Genomic DNA, 23,476 nt, shown 5'->3' with positions numbered 1-23,476 from the left:
TTCGCTCTAGCTTACCTTCCCCAGCCCCCTGGGAAGTGCGGGGGAAGGTAGAGGCCTACGCGGCCAGGGCGCGGACGCCGATGATCGTGGTAGCCAGACCGAAAATGATCGCCGTGCTGATCATCATCAGGTTTACCGTCATAAACCGGGTGGGGGCGCCGTTGGCATCCCGGGCTGCGGGATCCTTCAGGACGCGCTTCAGGAACGGAGGCCAGACGATGATCGACCAGAGGCCGGCCACAATGAGGACAAACGCCAGGGGCGCAGACAGTACCAAGGGGTTCTCGCTTTCAGGCCGTGCGCGGACCTAGTTGTTTTCAATCCATTTGCCGGCCTGCGTGGCCTGGATGGTCAAGGCCTTGCCAATCATCGGTTCTGCGGCCTTGGCAATCTTGTCACCCAGGAACGGAATCGAGGAACTGACGGAGCCTTCGACGTCGGTACGGGTCCCTTCCGGAACCACCACCAGGCGCTGGACCGCGTTGACCTTCAGCGGAACGCCGCCGATGGACAGATCGATGATGGCGGTGCGGGAGCCGTCCGCGGCGGGAGCTTCCCAGGATTCCTTCTGGGTCACGGTCAGCGAGGCGCCAACCAGCTTCTTGGCCATGTCCGGCAAGCGGTCGGTAGGGAGGGTGCGGACGGCGGTGAGGGTGAACGGGCCGGCAATGTCGCCGTCGACCACCAGCGAGACCAGGGAGCCGCCCACATGCTCACTGATGCTGCGGACAAAGTCCTCATCCGTGAAGGTCTTGGTCAGCGTGGCGACGTCGTAGGGCAGGGTGGTGGAAGCAGTCAGGGCCATTGGGTCCTCCGATAGGTGGTGTGCGGCGGGTCCCGCACCGAAGCGCCGGACCCGCCAAACATCCTAGTCGGTGAAACGCAGCGCCCTCCAACGCTGTCCGTACCGCGCCGCTCAGGGAAGCGTCACGCAACCGGCTGCCTGATTGTCCGCGGAGAAGAGCAGGATGGACTTGCCGGACCCGTTATCGGGCAGCACCCAGGGGACCGTCACCGACGCATCGGCGGACCCGTCCGCATCGGTGGTGAAGTCCAGTGCCAGGCCGGCGGGAACATTCTCGCTGATGTCCTCCTGGACGTATTCAGGCCCGGCCGCGGAAGCATCGTCCCCACACGCCTGGCTGTGGAGCATCCCCGAATAGGCGGTGTCCGCAGCGAAGCCCTGGACCTGCATTTCCATTGTTGTCTCCAGATCCGTTTCCTGGAGGGTGAGTTCAGCTTCAGCTCCGGCGGGGATCAGCTCCGTGTCATAAGCGGTGGCAATCGCGTTCTCACACCACGGGCCAAAGGCCCCTTCAATCACGCCGCCTTCGAGGGCCGAGGGTGAGGTGGACGGGCAGCGGTTGGCCTCCACGGTGGTGCCCGGCCCGGCGGCCTGGCAGGAGGCGGAGGTGGCTTGGGGCCCCGTCTTGCACGCAGGGTCCATCGACTCCTCAGCCGACGCCGCCGGAGAACTGGACATGTCCTCCTCGCCACCGCCAGTGGCGCAGGCAGTGAAGAAGAAAACGGCGGCGAAGGCAATCAGCAGGAGCGGGGCAGTACGAGCCGTTTTGCGTTCCATGGGGCAGGCCTCCGATGCGCTGGGAAAAGGCGGTTGCGGTGATGCCCGGGTGCCATTCCAGCGTGGCAGGCGCGCTCCGGAAAATCCACACTCCTGTCCGCGGCAGGGCGGGAGGAAACCTAGACCATGGCAGCAGCCGGGGGAAGAGCCCAGCACCGTGATTGAGCTGGAAGCCGGCTAATCGCCCGGGTTTCGCTTCCGCCCCTGTTTGGCCCGGAAACCGTCAACTAGCATCACCGCACGGCTGCTGCCCTGGGGCGACGACGGGCACACCGTAAACCACTCACTGGCACTCACTTAGGGGAACGATGAATTTCAGCAGATCGGCGCGCGGGGCAGCACTCGCGGCCACCATTGTCCTGACGGTTTCGGCGGGAGCACCGGCTGCCTTCGCGGCCGAGGTTAACTCGGGCGGCAAGGGCGGGCAGGGCTCCCATCAGGGGCCGGGCCAAGGCAGCGGCAAACCCGGAAACGGGAAACCGGACAAGCCCGGGAAGCCCGGAAACGGGAAACCGGACAAGCCCGGGAAGCCCGGAAAGAGTGACTCGGAGAAACTGCGGGACAAGGTAACGCTCAAGGGACTGCTGGGGCATCTGGACGCTTTCCAGGCCGCAGCGGACGCCAACAGCGGTAACCGTGCAGCAGGAACAGCGGGATACGAGGCCAGTGCCCGGTACGTGGAATCGCAGCTGCGCAAGGCCGGCTATAAGCCGTTCCGCCAGGCCTTCACGTACGAGCAGTTCGTCCTCAACGGTGACGCGCTGGAGCAGGTGTCACCCAATCCGGCCACCTATGCAGCCGGTACCGACTACCTCACCATGAGTTATTCCGGCAGCGGGGACGTGACCGCGGCTGTCACCGCCGTCGACATTAACCTCACCGGAACCCGGGCCAACAGCTCCGGCTGTGAAGCTGCGGACTTTGCAGGGTTCACTCCGGGCAACATTGCGTTGCTGCAGCGGGGAACCTGCGCCTTTGGCGACAAGGTTGCCAATGCGGCGGCAGCCGGTGCCGCCGGTGCCATCATCTTCAACCAGGGCAACGATGTCCCGGGGGATGACCGCACCGGGCTGATCAACGGAACGCTCGGCTCTGAGCTGTCCGCCATCCCGGCCGTGGGTGCCACCTTCGCCTTGGGGGAGACCCTTGCCGGGACACCGGGAGTGACGGTCCGCCTGGCCGTTGATTCCGCCATCAAGGCCACCGAAACCTTCAACGTCATCGCTGATACGCCCAAGGGGGACCCGGCACGGCAGGTCGTCGTAGGCGCGCATCTGGACTCCGTGGCCGAGGGTCCGGGCATTAATGACAACGGCAGTGGTTCCGCCGCCATCCTGGAGACCGCGATCCAGCTCGGCAAGACCGGGAAGTTCAAGCTGGAGAACCAGGTCCGCTTCGCGTTCTGGGGTGCGGAAGAGGACGGCCTGGTCGGTTCCACGCACTACGTTTCCCAGCTGGATGAGGCTGGCCTGCAGAACACGCTGGCGAACCTGAACTTCGACATGGTCGGCTCCACGAACTTCGTCCGCTTCGTCTACGACGGAGACGGCGACGCCTTCGGCACGGCAGGACCCACCGGCTCGGACGTGATCGAGGGAGTCTTCGAGAGCTACTTTGCCTCGGTTGGCCTGGCTTCGGCGCCGACCGAGTTCAGCGGACGCTCCGACTATCAGGCGTTCATCAACAACGGGATCCCGGCCGGTGGCCTGTTCACAGGCGCTGAAGGGATCAAGACGCCTGAGGAGGCAGCGCTCTTCGGCGGGACCGCGGGTGCCGCCTACGATCCCTGCTACCACGCGGTGTGTGACAACCGGAGCAACATCAGCAACAAGGCAATGGACGAGATGTCCGACGCCGTCGCGCATTCCGTGCTGACCTTCGCGCAGACGGATGCCGATCTCAAGGGCGGTGCAGGTGCCGCCCGCACCGCGCCTGCGCAGCCTGATTACCTGGGCCATGAGGCCCTGCGGTAACAGTCCGGCTGCCTGGTAGGAGCAAACGCAGGGAGCCAGGGAGGCCGTCCGCACCGGACGGCCTCCTTCGCCGTTCCGCCGACAGCGGGATCCGGAACAACCGGCCATGCTCAGCGGGTACGCTGGAAAGACCACCCGGGGTTGACTGCCAACTTCGGGTTCTTGTGTTGCCCTGCACTGAAGGAGAAACACCGAAGATGAGCCTGAACGGACTGCGCGCCGCCCTGGCCGAGGACCCGTCCTACGCACGCCTCCGTGCCCACGCCGCACGGCCGCCGGCCAAGCGCAGCCAGGACCTGGAAATCGGAGCTCCGCAGGGGATGCGGGCCGCGCTGCTGGCCGAGATGGTGGACGGGCTGGCCGCTGAAACGGCCGACGGCGCCGCACCCGTGGTTCTGGCTGTGACCGCCACCGGGCGGGAGGCTGAAGACCTGGCCGCCGCGCTGCGCAGTTACCTCCCGCTGGCCGGGATCGAGGAGTTCCCGAGCTGGGAGACGCTGCCGCACGAACGGCTCTCGCCGCGTTCCGACACCGTGGGGCGCAGGCTCTCCGTCCTGCGCCGGCTGGCGCACCCCGGCAACGATCCGGTGCAGATTGTGGTGGCACCGGTCCGGGCGGTGGTGCAGCCGCTGGTAAAGGGCCTCGGAGACCTGGAACCGGTCTCCCTGGCGGTGGGGGATGAACGCCCCTTCGAGTCCGTGGTTCAGGCGCTCGCAGATGCTGCCTACGCACGGGTGGACATGGTGTCCCACCGCGGCGAGTTCGCGGTGCGCGGCGGCATTCTGGATGTCTTCCCGCCTACCGATGACCATCCGATCCGCATCGACTTCTTTGGGGACGAAGTGGAATCGATGCGCTGGTTCGCCGTCGCCGATCAGCGCACGCTGACGGGGGAGGGCGTGATCCACCCCAAGGAGCTTTACGCCCCGCCATGCCGTGAGCTGCTGATTACGCCGTCCGTAATGAGCCGGGCTGCGAAGCTCAAGGACGAAATGCCCGCAGCTGCGGACATGCTGGAAAAGCTGGCCGGCGGCATTGCCGTTGAGGGGATGGAGTCCCTGGCTCCCGTGCTGGTCGACGAGATGGTGCCGCTGATGAGCGAGCTGCCGTCGGGTTCCATCTGCGTGGTGATCGAACCTGAGAAGGTGCGCGCCCGTGCCCACGACCTGGAGTCCACCAACGAGGAATTTCTGGCCGCCGCGTGGGCCACGGCATCCGACGGCGGCGCAGCCCCGGTGGATCTGTCCGCCGGGCTCAGCGCGGACCTGGAAGCGGCCAGTTTCCGCTCGCTGGCCGACACCCGTACGGCAGCACTGCAGAACGACGTGTCCTGGTGGGCAATTACGTCCTTCAACCCGGACGAAGAGACCGTCCTGGACATCGATACCCTGACCATCAACGCGCGGGAACCGCGCGGGTACAAGGGCGACGTCGCGGAGATGATGGACTTCATCGGCTCCCGGGTGCGCGACCAATGGCGGATCGTGGTGGTGACCGAAGGTCCCGGCCCGGCGTCCCGGCTGGCGGAGCTCTTCTCCGATAATGACATTCCCGCCTCCCGGGTGGAATCATTGGATTCCGAGCCGCAGCCCGGGATCATCGAGATCACCACCGCCAGCGCGGGCCGCGGATTCGTCTTCGACAATCTGAAGACCGGCCTGCTGACCGAAGCGGACCTGCTCGGCCGGGCCAGCACGTACTCCACCCGCGACATGCGTAGGATGCCCTCCCGCCGGCGGAACGCCGTCGACCCCCTGCAGCTGCAGGAAGGCGACTACGTGGTGCACGAACAGCACGGCGTTGGCCGGTTCGTGGAGCTGATGCAGCGGGCCACCGGCGCGGGCATCAACAAAACGGTCCGCGAGTACCTGGTGCTGGAATACGCCCCCGCCAAGCGCGGGGCACCCGGGGACAGGCTGTTTGTTCCCACGGACCAGCTCGATCAGATCACCCGGTACGTGGGCGGCGAGACGCCGGTGCTGTCCAAGATGGGCGGCTCGGACTGGGCGAAAACCAAGAGCCGGGCCCGCAAGGCGGTCAAGGAGATCGCCGGGGAGCTGATCCGGCTGTACTCCGCCCGGATGGCGTCCCGGGGCCATGCCTTCGGCCAGGACACCCCGTGGCAGCGTGAACTGGAGGAGGCGTTCCCCTACATCGAAACCCCCGACCAGCTGACGACCATCAATGAGGTCAAGGCGGACATGGAACGTGAGGTCCCCATGGACCGCCTGGTCTCGGGCGATGTGGGCTACGGCAAGACCGAAATTGCGGTGCGGGCAGCGTTCAAGGCAGTGCAGGACGGCAAGCAGGTGGCGGTGCTGGTCCCGACTACCCTGCTGGCGCAGCAGCACATGGAGACTTTCACCGAACGGTTCTCCGGGTTCCCGGTCCGGGTGGCTGCGCTGTCCAGGTTCCAGACCGCGAAGCAGGCCAAGGAAGTGATTGAGGGCGTGCGGACCGGCACCGTGGACGTGATCATCGGAACCCACCGTCTGCTCTCGCCGGAGGTTCAGTTCAAGGACCTGGGCCTGGTCATCGTGGATGAGGAGCAGCGGTTCGGCGTGGAGCACAAGGAAGCGCTGAAGAAAATGCGCACCAACGTGGATGTGCTGGCCATGAGCGCGACGCCGATCCCGCGGACACTGGAAATGTCACTGACCGGCATCCGGGAAACCTCTACGCTGGCCACCCCGCCGGAGGAACGCCACCCGGTCCTCACCTACGTCGGTCCGTACACGGACAAGCAGGCCTCGGCCGCGATCCGCCGCGAGCTGATGCGTGAAGGGCAGGTGTTCTTCGTGCATAACCGGGTTTCCTCGATCGACCGGACCGCCGCGCACCTGCAGGAGCTGGTGCCCGAAGCCCGGATCGCCGTCGCACACGGCCAGATGAGCGAAGCGAAGCTTGAGCAGATCATTGTGGATTTCTGGGAGAAGCGGTTCGATGTGCTGGTCTGCACCACCATCATCGAAACCGGCCTGGATATCTCCAACGCCAACACCCTGATCGTGGACCGGGCGGACCACTTCGGGCTGTCCCAGCTGCACCAGCTGCGCGGACGCGTGGGCCGTGGGCGCGAACGCGCCTACGCCTACTTCCTGTACCCGGCGGAGAAGCCGCTGGGCGAGGTCGCGCTGGAACGGCTGAAGGCCGTGGCTGCGCACAACGAGCTCGGGGCCGGTATGCAGCTGGCCATGAAGGACCTGGAAATCCGCGGAGCGGGCAATCTGCTCGGCGGTGAGCAGTCCGGCCATATTGCCGGCGTAGGTTTCGACCTCTACATCCGGCTGGTCGGCGAGGCCGTGGCGGACTACCGCGGCGAGGCCGAGGAAAAGGCCGCGGAAATGAAGATCGAGCTCCCGGTCAACGCCCACCTGCCGCACGACTACGTGCCGGGGGAGCGGCTGCGGCTGGAGGCGTACCGCAAGCTGGCGTCGGCCATCACGAATGAGGCGATCGATGAGGTGCTTGCCGAGCTGGTGGACCGCTACGGCGAGCCGCCGCAGGCAGTGAAGAACCTGATCGACGTCGCCCGCTTCCGGGTTGATGCCCGCGAGGCCGGGCTCACCGACGTCGCGCTCCAGGGGAACTTTATCCGGTTCTCCCCGGGAGACCTGCCGGAATCCAAGACAATGCGCCTGCAGCGCATGTATCCGGGGTCGCAGGTCAAACCTGCGCTGAACGCGGTCCTTATCCCCAAGCCAAAGACTGCGCGGATAGGCGGACGGGACCTGCAGGACGCGGAGATCCTGGAATGGGCGCACCAGGTGCTTGACGCAATCTTCAAGGACTAGGCCAGGCGCGGAGAAACTGCCCGGCTGGGTGTGCCTAGCCGGGCAGCCCCCCGGGTTACCGGGTGACGGCGATGGTAAACACGACGGCGGCGGCCAGCACGACCACGCCGATCATCGCATAGGAGATTCGGGTAAAGCGCTGCTTCCGGCTGCGCTCCAGGCGCCATTCCCTGCGGGTCAGTGTTGCACTCATGGGCTGAACTGTAGAAACCACGTCCGCAGATTACGAAGAGTACTTACTACCTGTTCCTTGCCGATTGTTACCCGGACGAGCGCTTATATTACGCACTTTTTGGGGTGGGCGCTGCCGGAACAGCAAAGGCACATTGCCTTGGCCGCGGTGGCGGCCAAGGCAATGTGCCTTCAGAAAAGCGGTTGCAGACTACTCGTTGTGGCTCTTGCCCTCTGCCAGCTCTACGGTGCTGTCCGAACGTCCCATCATGAACGGAATCAGGTACGCAAGGGTGCCGAGCACGAGGCACGCGGCCATCGGCCACACGACGTCGAGCGTCAGCCAGTTCAGCGAGTAGAGGGACAGCCCGAAGATCCCGAAGAAGATGACAAACGTAACGAGGTTCTTGACCAGGTGTCCTTCGCCCGAGTGGGTGGGCTGCTTAGCATTGGTACCTGCCATGGGAGTTCTCCGTTTCAAAAAGTTTTCAGCGGCGGACGGATCAGTAACCGGACCCGCCGTTACCACCCTTAACAATAGCGATACCTGAGCTGGCTCCAATTCGGGTAGCGCCGGCATCGATCATTGCCAGGGCATCTTCGCGGCTGCGGACCCCGCCGGAAGCCTTCACACCGAGATCCCGCCCAACCGTCCGGCGCATCAGGGCGACGTCTTCGGTGGTTGCCCCGCCCCCATTGAAACCCGTGGAGGTCTTGACGAAGTCGGCTCCCGCCTCAACGGACGCTTCGCAGGCCAGGACCTTCTGCTCATCGGTGAGCAGCGCGGTTTCGATAATGACTTTCAAGATGCCGCCCGCCTCATGGACGGCTTCGGCGACCGAAGCTATGTCTCGGACCAGGGCATCCCTGTCCCCGCGCCGGGCCGCCGCGATATCAATGACCATGTCGATTTCGTCGGCGCCGTCCTGCAGGGCGCCCTGCGCCTCGAAGACCTTGACCTCGGTGGTGGTGGCGCCCAGCGGGAAGCCGATGACGGAGCAGGTATCCACGCCCGTATCCTTCAGGGCGGTGTGGACCGTGCTGACCCACAATGGGTTTACGCATACGGACTTGAACCGGTACTCGGCTGCCTCTTCACAGACGCGCAGAATGTCCTCGCGGGAGGCATCCGGCTTCAGCAGCGTGTGATCGATGTAGGAGGCGAGGTCGGAGGTCTGCGGAGTCTCTCCAGGCGCGGTGTTCGTGGGCATGGCGGTCCTTTCCAAACTGGGCTTCCCATCCTCGCATATGGGGCGGAGCCGTGCGCGTCCATGAGAAGGGTGCTCACAGGGAAGGGAACCTAAGTCCACATACCGGATAGTGGCCCCAATGTTACCCAGCTAGGGTGACCGTTTAAAGAAGAAAGCCGGACGGTGCCCCACGAGCAACACCGTCCGACTTTTCCGGCTATCTTAGTAAGGCCAGTTGCCGATCAGCGGCTGGGCAATGTTGCCGCCACCGTTGCCGGTGGACGGTGCTGCATTTGCCGGTGCTGCTACGCCTACGGCGGCGATGGCTGCTGCGAGAAGAAGTGATGCGCCAAATTTCTTCATTAGTGCTCCTATGGTGACTAAATCATACCCAGATTACTGACAGGACTTATCCTACCCAGAAATCGCCAAGTATGTTCACGAAGCGGCAGTTTTTTGGTGTGGTCATTCGATCGAGGATGCCTTTCATTTATTTCAGTGACGACTTGCCTGACGTAATGCTTGGGTGGCCTGCCGCAAGCGGAGCAGAATAGTCGTAGTGTGTGTTGAGAGCAGCCGGATGGCGAGAGTAGGAAAGTGGCGTGGCTTTGAGTGCGGATGACTTCATTTTGAATGAGTACAAAGCCCGGCAGCTCTGGGAGCAGCGGGAGTATGACGCTGCCATGGCACACACGCGGAGAGCTGCGGACACTGCGGCCTCGCGAGGTGATGACGATGGATGGTGGCGGATGACTTATCTGCTCGCCGAATGCCAGCGGGAGCTCGGCCTAATCGACGATTATGTGGAAACTGCCAAAATGCTCGAAGGGCATTCGATTGCTCTGCGGGAGCCTGAGCTTGCTGCCAAAGCGAAGGCTCTGAAATCTGCCGGACTGCGGAGCTTGGGCCAGCTGCCCGAGGCGCTGGAAATCGCAAGAGAAGCAGCCTTGGATTTTCCTGAAACCGGGTATGGCAGTAGAGGCAAACTCGAAGCGCAGCAAGTACTGATGGCGGTTCTGGCTGAAAGCGGCCACTTGGAGGATGCTTGGCATGAATCGGTTGTGCTGGCTGGCATGGTCGATCAAGGAACTGCACCCGACAAGGCGGGTAGGGCCTACTGGTCGATAGGCAACGTGGCCTTCCTGCTGGGAAGGAATAATGAAGCTACGCACTACCACAGGCTGGCGGCGGATTCCCTTTCCCTCAGTCACGACGTCAGTCTATGGGCGTTGTTTAACAAGGCATCCGCGTTTATGCGGTTGACCGCTAATCTCATGGAGCCGGAAACCCTCCAGTGTATAGAACGTGCAGAGATGGCCATCTCTATCAGCGGTGGAAACCGTCAAGATGAACTCGACATCATGATCATCCGCGCCCATTGGCGCTACCTCACCGGCGAGGTGGCTGCTGCCCGGGAACAAATGGCCAAGGTTATGGAAGATGCCGGGTCATTGTCCCCACTCAGCGAAGGCGATGCGCGCCTGCTGTATGCGCGGATACTCAATGACGACGGCGCCGCGAACGCGGCACTAATGCAGGCCAGAGCCAGTGTCGAACTTTTCGACGCAGCAGGTGCTGTCATGCGGGCGGATCAATCCAGAAAGTTCCTCGAGGAACAGAGTCTCGTTGGTGGTTGTACTGATGAAAGTCAGACATAAGAAGTAGCTAAGCCAACTTTAATTTGATCCGGAATGGCGGGCGGAAATCCACCGTTTCCGGGATCAGCTGGGGTACCTTTGGTTTTTTGGGGGGGGAAACATGGGAAAGCATCGATTTTTTAGGTCTCATAATGCGGACGGAACTGATCCTGCACGCCGCCATTTGGGTAGCTGGCGTATGGGGGGAGCATGACAGTCATGGGTGGTTCAGCTCCAGCGCCCGGTGCAGCGGACCCTCTGGGATCCGGCAGGCAGGGCGAAGAAATCCCCGCAGCCGCTGAAGGCTACGCGGAGGTCTGCCAGGATGACGGGTTCATCAGCATGGTCCTGCCGCCCGGCGCGGTCATTACCGGTGGAATTGCCGCCCGCGCTGCTGCGGAGTTCCAGGAACTCGCCGGAACCGCGGATAAACCGCTGCTGCTGGAACTAACCGGCATCGAGTCGATCACGCGCAGCGCACGCACCGTTTTCGGATCCGCACGCTCCGCGTCCGCCGTCGCCGTCGTTGGCTCCACCCAGGTTGATCGCGTCATAGCCAACTTCCTGCTGGGCGGCGACCTGCCGCCGTGTCCCACAAAGTACTTTTCGTCGAGGCACGACGCCTTGGCGTGGCTTGGAAGCCGGGCGGGATGACGGAGCCAGACACAGAGGACACCCGTCTCCAGCAGGTTGTGGACGGAATTGTCCGGATCGCCGCCGGTGACCTGAGTACGCGGATCCGCACCTCGCCCAGGCGCGACGCCGTGGACGCCGTTATCACCGGCATCAACCTCCTGGCCGAGGAACTGAACTCGGTCTACCAGGAGTTTGAGGAGAGGGTGGAATCACGGACGCGTGAGCTGCAGGCGGCGCACCGCCAGATGCAGCGGATGGCCATGAGTGACGCCCTGACCGGCACCGCCAACCGGACAGCGCTGATGCACGAGATTGATGCCGAACTGGTCGCCTCGGAGGAAGGCCTCAAACGGCCCGCCATCCTGATGATCGACCTCGACGCGTTCAAGGACATCAATGACAGCTTTGGGCACCAGACCGGAGACCAGGTGCTCGTGGAAGTGGCCCGGCGGATCCGCTGGGCCGTACGGCGCGGTGACACGGTGGCCCGGCTGGGCGGAGACGAGTTTGCCGTCCTGCTCCCGGAGACGGGCCTGACGACTGCCATGGGGGTGGCTGCGCGGGTCCAGGAATCACTGGCTGAGTGTATCCGCGTGGAGGAAATCGACGTCTGGCCGCGCGCAAGCATCGGGGTGCACTCCGCGCTCCAGGGCGAATCCTCGGAAGACATCATGGTCCGCGCGGATACCGCCATGTACGCGGCCAAGGACGCCGGCCGGAGCCAGAGCAAGGCCTTTGAACCCGTGATGCTCTATGCGCGCCAGTTCCGCCGGGAGATGGCCGCTGAGCTCCGCGAGGGTGTGGGCAGAAATGAGCTGTTCCTGGCCTACCAGCCGGTGGTGGAACTCGCCACAGGCCGGATGACAGGGGTGGAAGCCCTCATCCGGTGGCGGCATCCGAAGCGCGGACTCATCATGCCGGACGACTTCATTTCGATCGCCGAGGAGACCGGGATCATCCTGGACGTCGGGCGGTGGGTGCTGCGCGCTGCCCTTGAACAGGTGGCACGCTGGGAAGCGCAGCTGGCCCTCGAACCCGACTTCCAGGTGCGCGTGAACCTCTCTGCCATGGAACTCCAGCGGCTGGACCTGGTGGATCACGTCCGCCGGGCACTCGCTGAGACCGGAATAGCTCCCAGCCGCCTGGTCATCGAGATTACCGAAAGCGCGTTCGTCAGCGGCGGGGACGTGGAGATGTACTCGCTCAAATCGCTGGACGCCCTGGGCGTCGGCATCGAGATCGACGACTTCGGCACCGGATACTCGTCCATCAGCTACCTGCGCCGGCTTCCGGTGCACACGGTGAAGGTGGACCGCAGCCTGATCAGCGAGATCAGCGCCGATCCCGGTCAGCTGCAGTTCGTTGACGCTGTCCACGGGCTCATCCAGGCAGCCGGAATGGAAGCTGTTTTCGAAGGAATCGAAACCCTGGACCAGGCGGCGGACCTACTGGTGCTGGGCTGCCGCAGCGGCCAGGGCTACTATTTCAGCCGGCCGCTCGAGGCTGGCCAGGTAGCCGCGATCCTGGAATCGGGTACCACGCTGCCGCTGGTGCAGGCCTCTGCCGCGGCCCCCACAGCGGGTTGAGGTAACCTGTCGCGTCCCGGTGGCCGGCCAGGCCGGTGCTTAGGCTTCGAGCCCCAGCGCAGCGGCAATATCTGCCTGTGCGGCGGCCAGCCGGTCGGCCGCGGCGGCGCGTGACCGTGGCAGGTCGTCCCGGCTGTCCACCGGCTCAATCACCTCCAGGTAGCACTTGAGCTTAGGTTCGGTGCCGGAGGGGCGGACAATGATCCTGGTGCCGTCCCCGGTGAGGTACAGCAGGCCATCCGTCGGCGGCAGCGACTCGGAGCCCTCGGAGAGGTCCGCCGCGGAGACGACGGGGGAGCCGGCCAGCGAAACCGGAGGCCGTTCCCGCAGCAGCGTCATCATCCGTGGAATCAGGGACAGGTCCTCCACCCGGATGGAGAGCTGATCCGAGGCATGCAGTCCGTGCTCCAGGGCGAGGTCATCCAGCATGTCGAACAGGGTCCGTCCCCGTGCCTTCAAAGCAGCCGCCAACTCCGCGATCAGCAGTGCCGCGGAGATGCCGTCCTTGTCCCGGACCAGCGCCGGGGCCACACAGTACCCAAGGGCCTCTTCATAGCCGTAGACCAGTCCTGGGACCCGGGAAATCCATTTGAAGCCCGTGAGGGTTTCCTGATGTTCGAAGCCTGCTGCCGCCGCGATCCGGGCCAGCAGCCGCGAGGAGACGATCGAGTTGGCGAACACCGGGGTGCGGGCCGAATCGTTCCGCGGCTTCAAGTGGCCGGAACGGATCCGCTCGGCGAGATGGGCGCCCAGCAGGGCGCCGGTTTCGTCTCCGCGGAGCATCCGCCATTCGCCGGTTGCGGGGTCCTTGGCTGCCACTGCTGCCCGGTCCGCGTCCGGGTCATTGGCCAGGACGACGTCGGCACCTGTCTGGGCGGCCATGGCCAGGGCCAGATCCAGCGCTCCGGGTTCTTCCGGATTGGGGAAGGCCACCGTGGGGAAATCGGGGTCCGGTTCGGCCTGCGCTGCCACTACACGGACGGAGGTGAAACCGGCGTCGCGCAGGACAGCGGACATGGTTTCGCCACCGACGCCGTGCATCGGCGTGAGCACGATCGACAGGTCCCGGGCCGGGTAGCCGTCCCGGCTGGCCAGCGCGTCCACGGCATTGATGTAGTCGGCCACGATCGAGTCGGAGACGTCCGTCCAGCCTTCCGGCGCGGTGTCGATCGAGGACAGCGGAACGGTGTAGTCGATGCGGGCGGCGATCTCCGCGTCGTACGGCGGGACAATCTGGGCACCGCGGCCCGGTCCCTTGACCGTCCTTCCGCCCAGGTAGACCTTGTACCCATTGTCCAGTGCCGGGTTGTGGCTGGCGGTGACCATGACGCCGGCGTCGGTATCCAGTGCCCGGACAGCGTAGGCGAGGACCGGGGTGGGCAGCGCGGAGGGGAGCAGGAACGCCTCAATGCCGGCGGCGCTGAACACCGCCGCGGTGTCCAGAGCGAAGGCACGGGAGTTGTACCGCGCGTCATAGCCAATCACGGCACTGGGAATCCGTCCGTCCGCCTTGCTCTGCAGGAACGCCGCGATTCCGGCCGCCGTCCGCCGGACCACCGCCCGGTTCATGCGGCGCGGTCCGGCACCGAGAGCGGCGCGCAGCCCGGCGGTGCCGAACTCCAGGGTGCCGGTGAACCTGTCGGTCAGGTCGGCAACGGCTGCCTCGCCGTCGGGTCCCTGGGCGCCCGCCCGGCTGAGCAGCGCGCGCAGTTCTGCGGCTGTGGCCGGATCCGGATCCTCATCCGCCCAGAGGCGTGCTTCGGTCAGCAGTTCCTGCAGTTCCATGGCGGTCAAGGTCATTGGGATGCCTCTGATCTACGAACGGCGCTACAGGGCGCCGATGATTCCGGCAAGCAGCTTGGAGATACGGGGACCGGCCTCGGCGCCGGCTTCAAGGACCTCCTGGTGGCTGAGCGGTTCCGGGCTGATGCCGGCGGCCAGGTTGGTCACCAGGCTGATACCGAAAACTTCCATTCCCGCGTGCCGGGCCGCGATGGCTTCGAGCGCCGTGGACATGCCTACAAGGTCGGCGCCGATGGTTTTGGCGTACCGGACTTCGGCCGGCGTCTCATAGTGCGGGCCGGGGAACTGGGCGTACACGCCCTCGTCGAGGCTGGGATCCACGGTGCGGGCCAGGCCGCGCAGACGGGGTGAGTACAGATCCGTGAGGTCGACAAACGTCGCACCCTCCAGCGGTGATGTGGCGGTGAGGTTGATGTGGTCGCTGATCAGCACGGGCGTGCCGGGCTTCCACTCCGGGTTCAGTCCGCCGCAGCCGTTGGTCAGGACCATTACCTTGGCGCCCGCGGCAGCGGCCGTGCGCACTCCGTGGACCACGGCCCGCACGCCCTTGCCCTCGTAGTAGTGGGTGCGGGCGCCGAGGATCAGTGCGCGCTTGCCGCCCGGTGTCAGGACGGAGCGGATGGTTCCTACATGTCCCTCCACCGCGGGGGCGGAGAAACCAGGGATTTCCGACGCCGGGAGGGTGGCGGTGGTCTCACCGATCAGGTCCGCTGCGTCCCCCCAGCCGCTGCCCAGGACCAGGGCAAAATCGTGGGAGGGCACGCCTGTCTTTTCGGCGATGTAGGCCGCGGCCTGCCGGGCAAGTTCAAAAGGTTCGTCGTTGCTCACCCGTACAACTTACCGCCTGCGGCCGGTTTCCGCGGGCGGTAGGGGAACGGGTCGTTTGAGAGGGGGTCCAGGATGGGACAGAATGGACACTTGTGACGAGCCAACTAGACTTTACTGCCAGAAAAATTGCGATCCTGGGCGGCGGCCCGGGCGGATATGAGGCGGCCATGGTGGCTGCGTCCCTGGGCGCGGATGTGACCATCGTTGAGCGCAACGGGCTGGGAGGCTCCGCCGTCCTTACCGACGTCGTACCGTCCAAAACCCTTATTGCCACCGCCGACGTGATGACCCGCATGAGCTCGGCCTCGAATCTGGGCGTCGATTTCGGTGACGCCAGCAAGCCGGTGGTGGCTGACCTGAAGATGGTTAACCACCGCCTGCTCGCCCTGGCCAAGGAACAGTCCAATGACATCCGGCGCACCCTGGAGCGCATGGGCGTGAAGGTGCTGGTGGGCGAGGGGCGCCTGCTGGACAACCGTACGATCGAGGTCACCTCGGACGAGGGCACCACCACAGTGGAAGCCGAAGCACTGCTGATCTCCACCGGCGCGAACCCGCGCGAACTGGAATCCTCCATGCCGGACGGCGAGCGGATCTTCACCTGGAAGCAGATCTACAACCTGACCGAGGTCCCCGAGCACCTGATTGTCATCGGCTCGGGTGTCACCGGCGCCGAGTTCGCCTCCGCCTACAACGGGCTGGGCTCGCGCGTCACACTGATTTCCAGCCGTGACCGGGTGCTCCCCGGAGAAGACGCCGACGCCGCCCGCGTCCTGGAGGACGTCTTCCAGGCCCGCGGCATGACCGTCCTGTCCCGTTCCCGCGCCGAATCCGTGAAAAACACCGGTGACGGGGTGCTCGTCACGCTCTCCGATGGGCGCACCGTTGAAGGTTCGCACTGCCTGGTGGCTGTCGGCGCCATCCCCAACACCCGGGGCATCGGCCTGGAAGAGGCCGGCATCACCTTGGATGAACAGGGACAGATCAAGGTCGACGGCGTTTCCCGCACCACCGCCTCCAACGTGTACGCCGCCGGCGACTGCACCGGCGTGTTTAATCTTGCCTCGGTGGCCGCCATGCAGGGCCGGATCGCGATCGCCCACCTGATGGGGGACAGCGTTAAGCCGCTGAAGCTCAAGAACGTGGCCTCGAACATCTTCACCTCCCCGGAAATCGCGTCCGTTGGTGTCTCGGAAGCCGACATCGCTGCCGGCCGCTACCAGGGGGACGTCATCAAGCTGTCCCTGCACACCAACGCCCGCGCCAAGATGATGGACGTGAAGGAAGGCTTCGTGAAGATCATCGCGCGGAAGGGATCCGGCACGGTGATCGGCGGCGTCGTCGTCGGCCCGCGTGCCTCGGAGCTGATCTTCCCGATTGCCCTGGCCGTCACGCAGAAGCTGCACGTGGATGACGTGGCAAACACCTTCACCGTGTACCCCTCGCTCACCGGTTCCATCTCGGAAGCCGCGCGGCGCCTGCACGTGCACCTCTAGTTCTGCGGCCGCGGCACCCGCAATCCGCGGCGGTGGCCAGGCCCGGGACCGGACGTTCTTACGATCCGGTGCCGGGCCTTCGCTGCATTTCGGGGCGTCTGTCAAGGTGTGACGCACCCGATGTCCAAATAGTGGACGGATGTCCGAATGGCGGACGCCGGGTTTTAGGATGAACTCTGTTTCCATCCCGCACCCGAAAGACTCCCCATGTCAACAGAAACCTCCAGTGCCGAGGCTGCAAAGGCCCCGGCCAACTCCCGCGGACGCGTCATCGTCGCGTCCCTGGTCGGCACCTCGATCGAGTTCTACGACTTCTACGTCTACGCGACCGCGGCCGTGCTCGTTTTCCCCGTCCTCTTCTTCCCGAACGCCGAAGGCGTCACCGCTCTGCTGAGCTCCTTCGCCGTCTTCGGTGTGGCATTCATTGCCCGCCCGCTGGGCTCGATTATCTTCGGGCACTTCGGGGACAAGGTCGGACGCAAGGGCACGCTGGTGGCGTCGCTGCTGACCATGGGTATTGCCACGTTCCTGATCGGCTGCCTGCCGACGGCCAACGTTGCCGGCTGGACCTTCTGGGCTCCGGCCCTGCTCGTTGTGATGCGCTTTGCCCAGGGCCTGGCCCTCGGCGGCGAATGGTCCGGCGCGGCCCTGCTGGCTACGGAGAACGCTCCGGCCAACAAGCGCGCCATCTATGGCACGTTCCCGCAGCTGGGCGCACCGATCGGCTTCATCCTGGCCAACGGCCTGTTCCTGGTCCTGAGCTTCAACCTCAGCGAAGAGCAGTTTATGTCCTGGGGCTGGCGTATTCCGTTCCTGGCCAGCGCCGTGATGGTCGTCATCGGCCTCTACGTCCGGCTGAAGCTCGTGGAAACCCCCGCCTTCCAGAAGGTGGTTGATTCCGGCGAGGTGAGCAAGCTGCCGCTGGCCGCTGCGTTCAAGTTCTCCTGGCGCCCCATGATCGCCGGCACGTTCATCATGCTCGCCACGTACGTGCTCTTCTACCTGATGACCACGTTCACCCTCTCCTACGGCACCGCTGCCAAGACGGCCGAAGAGGCGCAGGCCAAGGCCGAGGCCGCGGGCAAGGCATTCGACCCCGATACGTTTGCCGCCGGTCTGGGCTACGCCCGGAACGACTTCCTGATCATGCTGATCGTCGGCGTCGTCTTCTTCGGTATCTTCACCATGGTTGCCGGTCCGCTGGCGGAGAAGTTCGGCCGCCGCAAGACCCTGCTGGTGGTCACCGCGGGCATCTTCGTCTTCGGCTTCAGCTTCGCCCCGCTGTTCGGCGGCGGGTTCGCCGGCACCATGGCACTGCTGATCCTCGGTTTCACCCTGATGGGCCTGACCTTCGGACCGATGGGCGCCGTCCTGCCGGAACTCTTCCCGACCAACGTGCGGTACACCGGATCGGCGATCGCGTACAACGTGTCCTCGATCCTGGGCGCTGCCGTTGCACCGTTCATCGCCGTCGCCCTCTGGCAGGCCGCTGACGGCAGCCCGTGGCTGGTGGGCGTCTACCTCTCCTCCATGGCGGTGCTGACTTTCATCGCCCTGCTGGTGACCCGCGAGACCAAGGACGTCGACTACGTGAACCACTCCAGCTAGTTCGCAAGTGCGGTCCCGGGACTCTTCCCGGATCCGCTGAAGCTCTGTCGGCCGCTGCAGCACCCGGTTTCCCCGGGCGTTGCGGCGGCCGGCGTCGTTGTGGGGCCCTTCCGGCGTCGTCGCAGCGCCCTCGGCTGCCCCAAACACGCAGAAGGCCCGGATCCTGGCGGATCCGGGCCTTCCTTGAACAAGTCAGTCCAGGATGGTGGCGATGACCGCTCCGGCGGACACTGTGGCGCCGGGAAGGGCGCTCAGGCCGCTGACCGTGCCGGACTTATGGGCCGTCAGCGGCTGCTCCATCTTCATGGCTTCCAGCACCACCACCAGATCGCCCTCGGCCACGACGGTGCCGTCCTCTACCGCCACCTTGACGATGGTTCCCTGCATGGGGGAGGTGAGGTCGTTACCGGTTGCAGCTGCGGAGGCGGACCGTGCCCGGCCCTTGCGCGGCTTGCCATTGGCGGGGGACGCTCCGCGGGAGGGTGCGGCCGCCAGACCTGCCGGCAGGACCACTTCCAGCCGCTTCCCGCCGACTTCGACGGTCAGGCGCTGCCGGGAAGCGTCGTCGCCCGTTCCTGCCGAGGGCAGGCCGGAAAACGCCGGAATCGTGTTATTGAATTCGGTCTCAATCCAGCGCGTGTGCACGCTGAACGGGCCTTCCTCGGGGGCGAAGGCCGGGTCCGAGACCACGGCGGCGTGGAACGGCAGGACCGTGGGGAGACCGGTGATCTCCATTTCCTGCAGTGCGCGGCGGGCGCGCTGGAGCGCCTGGGTGCGGGTGGACCCGGTGATGACCAGCTTGGCAAGCATGGAATCGAAGTTCCCGCCCACTACTTCTCCGGCTTCGATGCCGGAATCCACACGGACGCCGGGTCCGGTGGGAAGCCGCAGTGTTTCCACCGTTCCGGGCGAGGGCATAAAGCCGCGGCCGGCGTCTTCCCCGTTGATCCGGAACTCGAAGGAGTGACCGCGGACCTCCGGGTCGGTGTAGCCGAGCTCCTCACCGCGGGCGATGCGGAACTGTTCGCGGACAAGGTCGATTCCGGTGACTTCCTCTGACACCGGGTGCTCCACCTGAAGGCGCGTGTTGACCTCAAGGAAGGAGATGGTTCCGTCGGTGCCGACCAGGAACTCGCAGGTTCCGGCGCCCTGGTATCCGGCCTCCCGGAGGAGGGCCTTGGAGGAGTCGTACAGCCGCTGGTTCTGCTCGGGCGTCAGGAACGGGGCGGGCGCCTCCTCGACCAGTTTCTGGTTACGGCGCTGGAGCGAGCAGTCGCGGGTGGAGATGACGACGACGTTGCCGTGCGCGTCTGCCAGGCACTGGGTTTCGACGTGCCGGGGAGAGTCAAGGAACCGTTCAATGAAGCATTCGCCGCGGCCAAATGCTGCCGTGGCCTCGCGGACGGCGGAGTCGTAGAGTTCCGGAATCTCCTCAAGCGTGCGGGCCACCTTGATGCCGCGGCCGCCGCCGCCGAAGGCAGCCTTGATGGCGACCGGAAGACCGTGTTCCTGGGCGAACGCCAGCACCTCATCGGCGCTGGTAACCGGGTCCGCCGTGCCCGGAACCAGGGGAGCGCCCACCTTGGCTGCCAGATGCCGGGCCTGGACCTTGTCACCCAGCTGATCGATGGCTTCGGGGGAGGGACCAATCCAGGTCAATCCGGCGGCGATGATGCGGCGGGCAAACTCTGCGTTTTCGGAAAGGAAGCCGTAACCGGGGTGGATGGAGTCCGCACCGGACCGCTCTGCGGCGGCCAGCAGCTTGTCCATGTCGAGGTAGGTCTCAGCGGCGGTGCTGCCGCCCAGGGCGTAGGCCTCGTCGGCGAGCCGGACGTGCAGCGCGTCCCGGTCGGGTTCCGCGTAGACGGCGACCGTACCGATTCCTTCGTCGCGTGCGGCCCGGATGATCCGGACGGCAATCTCTCCGCGGTTGGCAATCAGGACCTTGCCCAGGGGGGCTGTGGTGAACTGGCTCATGAAATGCAGTGGCTCCTTTGATCTGTTGGGAGCCTAGCGCGATTTTGTGCTCTCCCGCCATAAACCGTGCTGTTTCTGCGTGGGGCAGGAGGATTCGTTGTGGAAACCCTACAAACGTGTTGCGTTGGTGTGACGCGGAGGGGGATGCAACCCCGTGGGTGCCGGTTGTGGAAAGAACGGCCTGTGCACAGCCTCACCGCCGGGATTTCCGCTGAGGGGCGGTAATAGGGGCATGACTCGTGCCATGCCGCTTCCCGCCAATCTGCCGGAAAACTCCTTTACGCTTCGGCGCGCCCGGAGTCTGGGGCTTCGACGATCAAGGCTCCGGGCGAAGGACCTGTTGATACCCAGCCGGGACATCCGGCTCCGCAGGGACGCGGAGCCGGTGCTGGCCGAGCGCTGCCGGCCCTACCTTGACCTGCTTCCGGATGCGTTTCTGTCTCACGTCACGGCGGCCCGGCTTTACGGCCTGCCGCTTCCCCGGCCGCTGCAGAGCGAACCGACGTGCGTCGAGTACGACGGCGCGCATCACCTCACCCCGGCGCAGCAGAGCCGGGACCATCACCGGGATCTGCTCACCCATCAACTGGGGTGGCATCAGGTCCGGATCAACAAGTTCGACGTTGCCCAGGGACCGGCCTGGGTGGTGGGCAAGGTCCGGCAGGCGCTGGTTCGCGGTGGCTGGACGCCGTGAGCGGATAGGTGTGGTGGTGTTCCCGCCGGAGGTAGCCGGGGTTCGGTTCGTGTCGGGGTGGTGGGGGTGTCTGGCGGTGTTGGGTGGCCGGCTCGGTGGATGTGCAGGTATGGCGACTTTTTCTCGCGGGAGGTCGCCATATCTGCACATCGAGCGTCGGGTTTGGGGCGGAAGGTCGCCATATCTGCACACTGAGCGCCCGTCGACGCTGGGCCCGGGCGGCGGCCGCCCCGCCGGAAGCGCCACGCTCAGGGCCCGGCCGGCAGGATGGCACCATGCCGGTCAGGGCACCTTTGGAATAGGACTACTTCCAGAGAGAGGTAACCCCGACGCCGGCACTGGCCAGGAGGTGGCGGAGCGTGGAAACGGAAAGGCCGACGACAGCGTGCGGATCGCCGACCACCTTGTCGATGAATGCGCCGCCGAGGGAGTCGATAGTGAACGAGCCGGCCACCTGAAGTGGTTCGCCGGTGGCGATGTACGCTTCGATTTCTTCGTCGAGAAGCTTGGCGAAGTGCACTTCGGCGGAGCTGACCGCCCCCAGGGTGGCGCCGGAACCGTCGTCGTCCGTGTCCCGGCAGTCCACGAGCCAGTGACCGGTGTGAAGCACTCCGTGGCGGCCGCTCATCCGGCGGATGCGTTCGCGGGCGACGTCGGCTTCCCACGGCTTGCCGTGTGCCTCGCCGTCGAACTCGAAGACCGAATCGCAGCCGAGGACCAGGGCGCCCTCGGCCTCCGGGAGGGACGCCACGGCCTCCGCTTTGGCGCGGGCCAGCAGGAGAGCGGTGTCGTGCGGGTCGGTTAGCCCGTAGCGGGCGGTGACCGCGTCCTCATCCACGTCGGAGACGAGCACACGGTGGGCGATGCCCGCGTTGGACAGGAGCTTGGTGCGGGCGGGGGAAGCGGAGGCAAGGATCAGCGTCAGGTCAGTCACGGTTTCCAGCCTAGTGCGCAGGCGCAGCGCCCGGGAAAACGGAATGGCCGCCCCGGCGTCGGGACGGCCATTCCAAAAAGATGCGAGTACCTGCACCCTACACCGGTTTAGGCGCGTGCGGGGGCCTCCGAAGAAAGGGACGTTTCGCCCTGCTCGGCGGGGGACTCGGTGTTGCTGGTGGTGTCATCGGAATCGTCGTCGAACGGGTCTCCGGTGCGCTTGGCGTTGTACAGCTCGTGCTGCAGCAGGCCGTTGCGCTTGGCGACAATGGTGGGCACCACAGTCTGTCCGGCAACGTTCACGGCCGTCCGGCCCATGTCGATGATCGGGTCGATCGCCAGGAGCAGCGCGACGCCGTCCAGCGGCAGTCCCAGGGTGGACAAGGTCAGGGTCAGCATCACGACGGCGCCCGTGGTCCCGGCAGTCGCCGCCGAACCCAGGACAGCGACGACGGCGATCAGCAGGTACTGGCCGATGCTCAGGTCAATGCCGAAGAACTGGGCCACGAAGATCGCTGCGATGGCCGGGTAGATGGCTGCGCAGCCGTCCATCTTGGTGGTGGCGCCCAGGGGAACGGCGAAGGACGCGTAGGCCCGGGGAACGCCGAGGTTGCGCTCCGTGACCCGCTGGGTCAGGGGCAGGGTGCCAACGGAAGAGCGGGAAACGAAACCGAGCTGAATGGCCGGCCAGGCGCCGGAGAACCACTGCCGGATGGAGAGCCCCTGGCTCTTGATCAGGACCGGGTAGACCACGAAGATCACCAGGGCCAGGCCAAGGTAGACGGCTACGGTGAAGGTGCCGAGCGAACCGATGGTGTCCCAGCCGTAGGTGGCGACGGCGCGGCCGATCAGGCCGACGGTACCCAGCGGAGCAAGGCGGATGATCCACCAGAGAACCTTCTGGATCACAGCAAGGGCGGAGGCGTTCAGCGCCAGGAACGGTGCGGCGGGCTTGCCGACCTTCAGGGCGGCAATGCCGACGGCGATCGCAATCACCAGGACCTGCAGCACATTGAAGTTCAGCGACGTGGTCAGGGACTCCGAGGTGGAAGCGGTCAGGCCAAGGAAGTTGCCCGGGATGAGGCCGGTCAGGAATCCGACCCAGCTTCCGGTGCTGCCTTCGTAGCCGTCCGGTGTGGCGGCGTCCGCATTGGCGCCGGGCTGCATAACGACGCCCAGGACAATGCCGATGCCGACGGCGATCAGCGCCGTGATGCCAAACCACAGCAGGGTCTGCCACGCCAGCCGGGCCGCATTGGAGACCTGGCGGAGGTTGGCGATGGAACTGACAACGGCCGTGAAGATCAGCGGAACCACGGCTGCCTTCAGTAGGGAAACATAGCTGGAGCCGATGGTGGCCAGCGTGGTGGCGAGCCAGTTCGGTTCACCGTTGGTTTCGCCCATGGACCTGGCCAGCAGGCCAAGGCAGAGACCAACCACGAGGGCAGCGATGATCTGCGGGCCGAAAGCTGTGGCCCAGCGGGGGAGCCTGCGGCGGGTGGCGGCGTCGGCCGGGGACTGAGGGGGTGTCTGTGGTGAAGTCACGTTGAAAATGCTAGACGAGGCCC

The 23,476-nt window shown here is 65.3% G+C and carries 20 protein-coding genes; 8 read left to right on the top strand and 12 right to left on the bottom strand.

The features are described 5' to 3' along the window. Window positions 1–55: 55 nt before the first annotated feature. The 3 genes from H9638_RS04475 to H9638_RS04465 form a co-directional block, all read right to left on the bottom strand. Window positions 56–277 (bottom strand): SCO4848 family membrane protein, encoded by a 222-nt coding sequence (locus H9638_RS04475; RefSeq protein ID WP_191746008.1) that lies wholly within the window; start codon window positions 275–277, stop codon window positions 56–58. A 30-nt stretch (window positions 278–307) separates the two neighbouring features. Further along, the gene (locus H9638_RS04470) at window positions 308–805 is read right to left on the bottom strand and encodes a DUF2505 domain-containing protein (RefSeq protein WP_191746007.1); all 498 of its coding nucleotides are present in this window, start codon (window positions 803–805) and stop codon (window positions 308–310) included. Window positions 806–916: 111 nt separating this feature from the next. After that, window positions 917–1,582: a hypothetical protein gene (locus tag H9638_RS04465; RefSeq protein ID WP_191746006.1), complete on the bottom strand. Its 666-nt coding sequence runs from the start codon at window positions 1,580–1,582 to the stop codon at window positions 917–919. Between the two features lie 308 nt (window positions 1,583–1,890). On the opposite strand from H9638_RS04465, the gene H9638_RS04460 reads away from it, so the two are divergent. Continuing rightward, on the top strand, window positions 1,891–3,555 hold the full coding sequence (locus H9638_RS04460) for a M28 family peptidase (protein WP_191746005.1): 1,665 nt from the start codon (window positions 1,891–1,893) through the stop codon (window positions 3,553–3,555). A 197-nt stretch (window positions 3,556–3,752) separates the two neighbouring features. Next, the gene (gene mfd / locus H9638_RS04455) at window positions 3,753–7,349 is read left to right on the top strand and encodes a transcription-repair coupling factor (RefSeq protein WP_191746004.1); all 3,597 of its coding nucleotides are present in this window, start codon (window positions 3,753–3,755) and stop codon (window positions 7,347–7,349) included. Window positions 7,350–7,404: 55 nt separating this feature from the next. Here mfd and H9638_RS04450 read toward each other — a convergent pair whose 3' ends face one another. The 4 genes from H9638_RS04450 to H9638_RS04435 all read right to left on the bottom strand — a co-directional run bounded on the left by H9638_RS04450 (window position 7,405) and on the right by H9638_RS04435 (window position 9,073). Beyond that, on the bottom strand, window positions 7,405–7,542 hold the full coding sequence (locus H9638_RS04450) for a hypothetical protein (RefSeq protein WP_191746003.1): 138 nt from the start codon (window positions 7,540–7,542) through the stop codon (window positions 7,405–7,407). 189 nt (window positions 7,543–7,731) lie between these two features. Next, a complete protein-coding gene (locus H9638_RS04445) occupies window positions 7,732–7,983 on the bottom strand; it encodes a hypothetical protein (protein WP_191746002.1) in 252 nt (83 codons plus the stop codon). 40 nt (window positions 7,984–8,023) lie between these two features. Beyond that, window positions 8,024–8,731, bottom strand: coding sequence for a deoxyribose-phosphate aldolase (gene deoC / locus H9638_RS04440; protein WP_191746001.1), 708 nt, complete (start codon window positions 8,729–8,731; stop codon window positions 8,024–8,026). A 201-nt stretch (window positions 8,732–8,932) separates the two neighbouring features. After that, window positions 8,933–9,073, bottom strand: a complete 141-nt coding sequence (locus tag H9638_RS04435; RefSeq protein ID WP_191746000.1) for a hypothetical protein — start codon at window positions 9,071–9,073, stop codon at window positions 8,933–8,935. Between the two features lie 239 nt (window positions 9,074–9,312). Here H9638_RS04435 and H9638_RS04430 point away from each other — a divergent pair, with 239 nt between their 5' ends. From H9638_RS04430 to H9638_RS04420, 3 genes are all read left to right on the top strand, one after another. Further along, window positions 9,313–10,368 carry a hypothetical protein gene (locus tag H9638_RS04430; protein ID WP_191745999.1) on the top strand — a complete coding sequence of 352 codons (1,056 nt, stop codon included), beginning with the start codon at window positions 9,313–9,315 and terminating at the stop codon, window positions 10,366–10,368. Between the two features lie 189 nt (window positions 10,369–10,557). Continuing rightward, window positions 10,558–11,001 (top strand): DUF7793 family protein, encoded by a 444-nt coding sequence (locus H9638_RS04425; protein ID WP_191745998.1) that lies wholly within the window; start codon window positions 10,558–10,560, stop codon window positions 10,999–11,001. After that, window positions 10,998–12,569 (top strand): putative bifunctional diguanylate cyclase/phosphodiesterase, encoded by a 1,572-nt coding sequence (locus H9638_RS04420; RefSeq protein ID WP_191745997.1) that lies wholly within the window; start codon window positions 10,998–11,000, stop codon window positions 12,567–12,569. Before H9638_RS04425 ends, H9638_RS04420 begins: the two co-directional genes overlap by 4 nt. A gap of 39 nt (window positions 12,570–12,608) precedes the next feature. On the opposite strand, the gene H9638_RS04415 is transcribed toward H9638_RS04420, so the two are convergent. Then, window positions 12,609–14,369 carry a phospho-sugar mutase gene (locus tag H9638_RS04415; protein ID WP_191745996.1) on the bottom strand — a complete coding sequence of 587 codons (1,761 nt, stop codon included), beginning with the start codon at window positions 14,367–14,369 and terminating at the stop codon, window positions 12,609–12,611. A gap of 27 nt (window positions 14,370–14,396) precedes the next feature. Beyond that, window positions 14,397–15,200, bottom strand: a complete 804-nt coding sequence (locus H9638_RS04410) for a purine-nucleoside phosphorylase (RefSeq protein ID WP_191745995.1) — start codon at window positions 15,198–15,200, stop codon at window positions 14,397–14,399. 92 nt (window positions 15,201–15,292) lie between these two features. On the opposite strand from H9638_RS04410, the gene H9638_RS04405 reads away from it, so the two are divergent. Then, window positions 15,293–16,696 carry an NAD(P)H-quinone dehydrogenase gene (locus tag H9638_RS04405; protein ID WP_191745994.1) on the top strand — a complete coding sequence of 468 codons (1,404 nt, stop codon included), beginning with the start codon at window positions 15,293–15,295 and terminating at the stop codon, window positions 16,694–16,696. A gap of 207 nt (window positions 16,697–16,903) precedes the next feature. Continuing rightward, window positions 16,904–18,304 (top strand): MFS transporter, encoded by a 1,401-nt coding sequence (locus tag H9638_RS04400; protein ID WP_191745993.1) that lies wholly within the window; start codon window positions 16,904–16,906, stop codon window positions 18,302–18,304. Between the two features lie 192 nt (window positions 18,305–18,496). On the opposite strand, the gene H9638_RS04395 is transcribed toward H9638_RS04400, so the two are convergent. Further along, window positions 18,497–20,281: an acetyl/propionyl/methylcrotonyl-CoA carboxylase subunit alpha gene (locus H9638_RS04395; protein WP_191745992.1), complete on the bottom strand. Its 1,785-nt coding sequence runs from the start codon at window positions 20,279–20,281 to the stop codon at window positions 18,497–18,499. Window positions 20,282–20,525: 244 nt separating this feature from the next. On the opposite strand from H9638_RS04395, the gene H9638_RS04390 reads away from it, so the two are divergent. Next, window positions 20,526–20,975 carry a PDDEXK family nuclease gene (locus H9638_RS04390; RefSeq protein ID WP_191745991.1) on the top strand — a complete coding sequence of 150 codons (450 nt, stop codon included), beginning with the start codon at window positions 20,526–20,528 and terminating at the stop codon, window positions 20,973–20,975. Between the two features lie 304 nt (window positions 20,976–21,279). On the opposite strand, the gene H9638_RS04385 is transcribed toward H9638_RS04390, so the two are convergent. Both H9638_RS04385 and H9638_RS04380 read right to left on the bottom strand, forming a co-directional pair. Next, entirely contained in the window at window positions 21,280–21,909 is a 630-nt protein-coding gene (locus tag H9638_RS04385; RefSeq protein ID WP_404799625.1) for a Maf family protein, read from the bottom strand. Between the two features lie 107 nt (window positions 21,910–22,016). Beyond that, entirely contained in the window at window positions 22,017–23,453 is a 1,437-nt protein-coding gene (locus H9638_RS04380; protein WP_191745990.1) for a dicarboxylate/amino acid:cation symporter, read from the bottom strand. Window positions 23,454–23,476 lie beyond the last annotated feature (23 nt).

Origin of the sequence: Arthrobacter pullicola (assembly GCF_014836875.1) — a bacterium.
In the GTDB taxonomy this organism is placed as follows: Bacteria; Actinomycetota; Actinomycetes; order Actinomycetales; family Micrococcaceae; genus Arthrobacter_B; species Arthrobacter_B pullicola.
This window is presented reverse-complemented; position numbering and strand designations above follow the sequence as displayed.

What these genes read in the sequence shown, in the direction of transcription:
- H9638_RS04470 (WP_191746007.1), bottom strand. Translation starts at nt 805, where the DNA reads ATGGCCCTGACTGCTTCCACCACCCTGCCCTACGACGTCGCCACGCTG.
- H9638_RS04465 (WP_191746006.1), bottom strand. Translation starts at nt 1,582, where the DNA reads ATGGAACGCAAAACGGCTCGTACTGCCCCGCTCCTGCTGATTGCCTTC.
- H9638_RS04460 (WP_191746005.1), top strand. Translation starts at nt 1,891, where the DNA reads ATGAATTTCAGCAGATCGGCGCGCGGGGCAGCACTCGCGGCCACCATT.
- mfd (WP_191746004.1), top strand. Translation starts at nt 3,753, where the DNA reads ATGAGCCTGAACGGACTGCGCGCCGCCCTGGCCGAGGACCCGTCCTAC.
- H9638_RS04450 (WP_191746003.1), bottom strand. Translation starts at nt 7,542, where the DNA reads ATGAGTGCAACACTGACCCGCAGGGAATGGCGCCTGGAGCGCAGCCGG.
- H9638_RS04445 (WP_191746002.1), bottom strand. Translation starts at nt 7,983, where the DNA reads ATGGCAGGTACCAATGCTAAGCAGCCCACCCACTCGGGCGAAGGACAC.
- deoC (WP_191746001.1), bottom strand. Translation starts at nt 8,731, where the DNA reads ATGCCCACGAACACCGCGCCTGGAGAGACTCCGCAGACCTCCGACCTC.
- H9638_RS04435 (WP_191746000.1), bottom strand. Translation starts at nt 9,073, where the DNA reads ATGAAGAAATTTGGCGCATCACTTCTTCTCGCAGCAGCCATCGCCGCC.
- H9638_RS04425 (WP_191745998.1), top strand. Translation starts at nt 10,558, where the DNA reads ATGACAGTCATGGGTGGTTCAGCTCCAGCGCCCGGTGCAGCGGACCCT.
- H9638_RS04420 (WP_191745997.1), top strand. Translation starts at nt 10,998, where the DNA reads ATGACGGAGCCAGACACAGAGGACACCCGTCTCCAGCAGGTTGTGGAC.
- H9638_RS04415 (WP_191745996.1), bottom strand. Translation starts at nt 14,369, where the DNA reads ATGACCTTGACCGCCATGGAACTGCAGGAACTGCTGACCGAAGCACGC.
- H9638_RS04400 (WP_191745993.1), top strand. Translation starts at nt 16,904, where the DNA reads ATGTCAACAGAAACCTCCAGTGCCGAGGCTGCAAAGGCCCCGGCCAAC.
- H9638_RS04395 (WP_191745992.1), bottom strand. Translation starts at nt 20,281, where the DNA reads ATGAGCCAGTTCACCACAGCCCCCCTGGGCAAGGTCCTGATTGCCAAC.
- H9638_RS04390 (WP_191745991.1), top strand. Translation starts at nt 20,526, where the DNA reads ATGCCGCTTCCCGCCAATCTGCCGGAAAACTCCTTTACGCTTCGGCGC.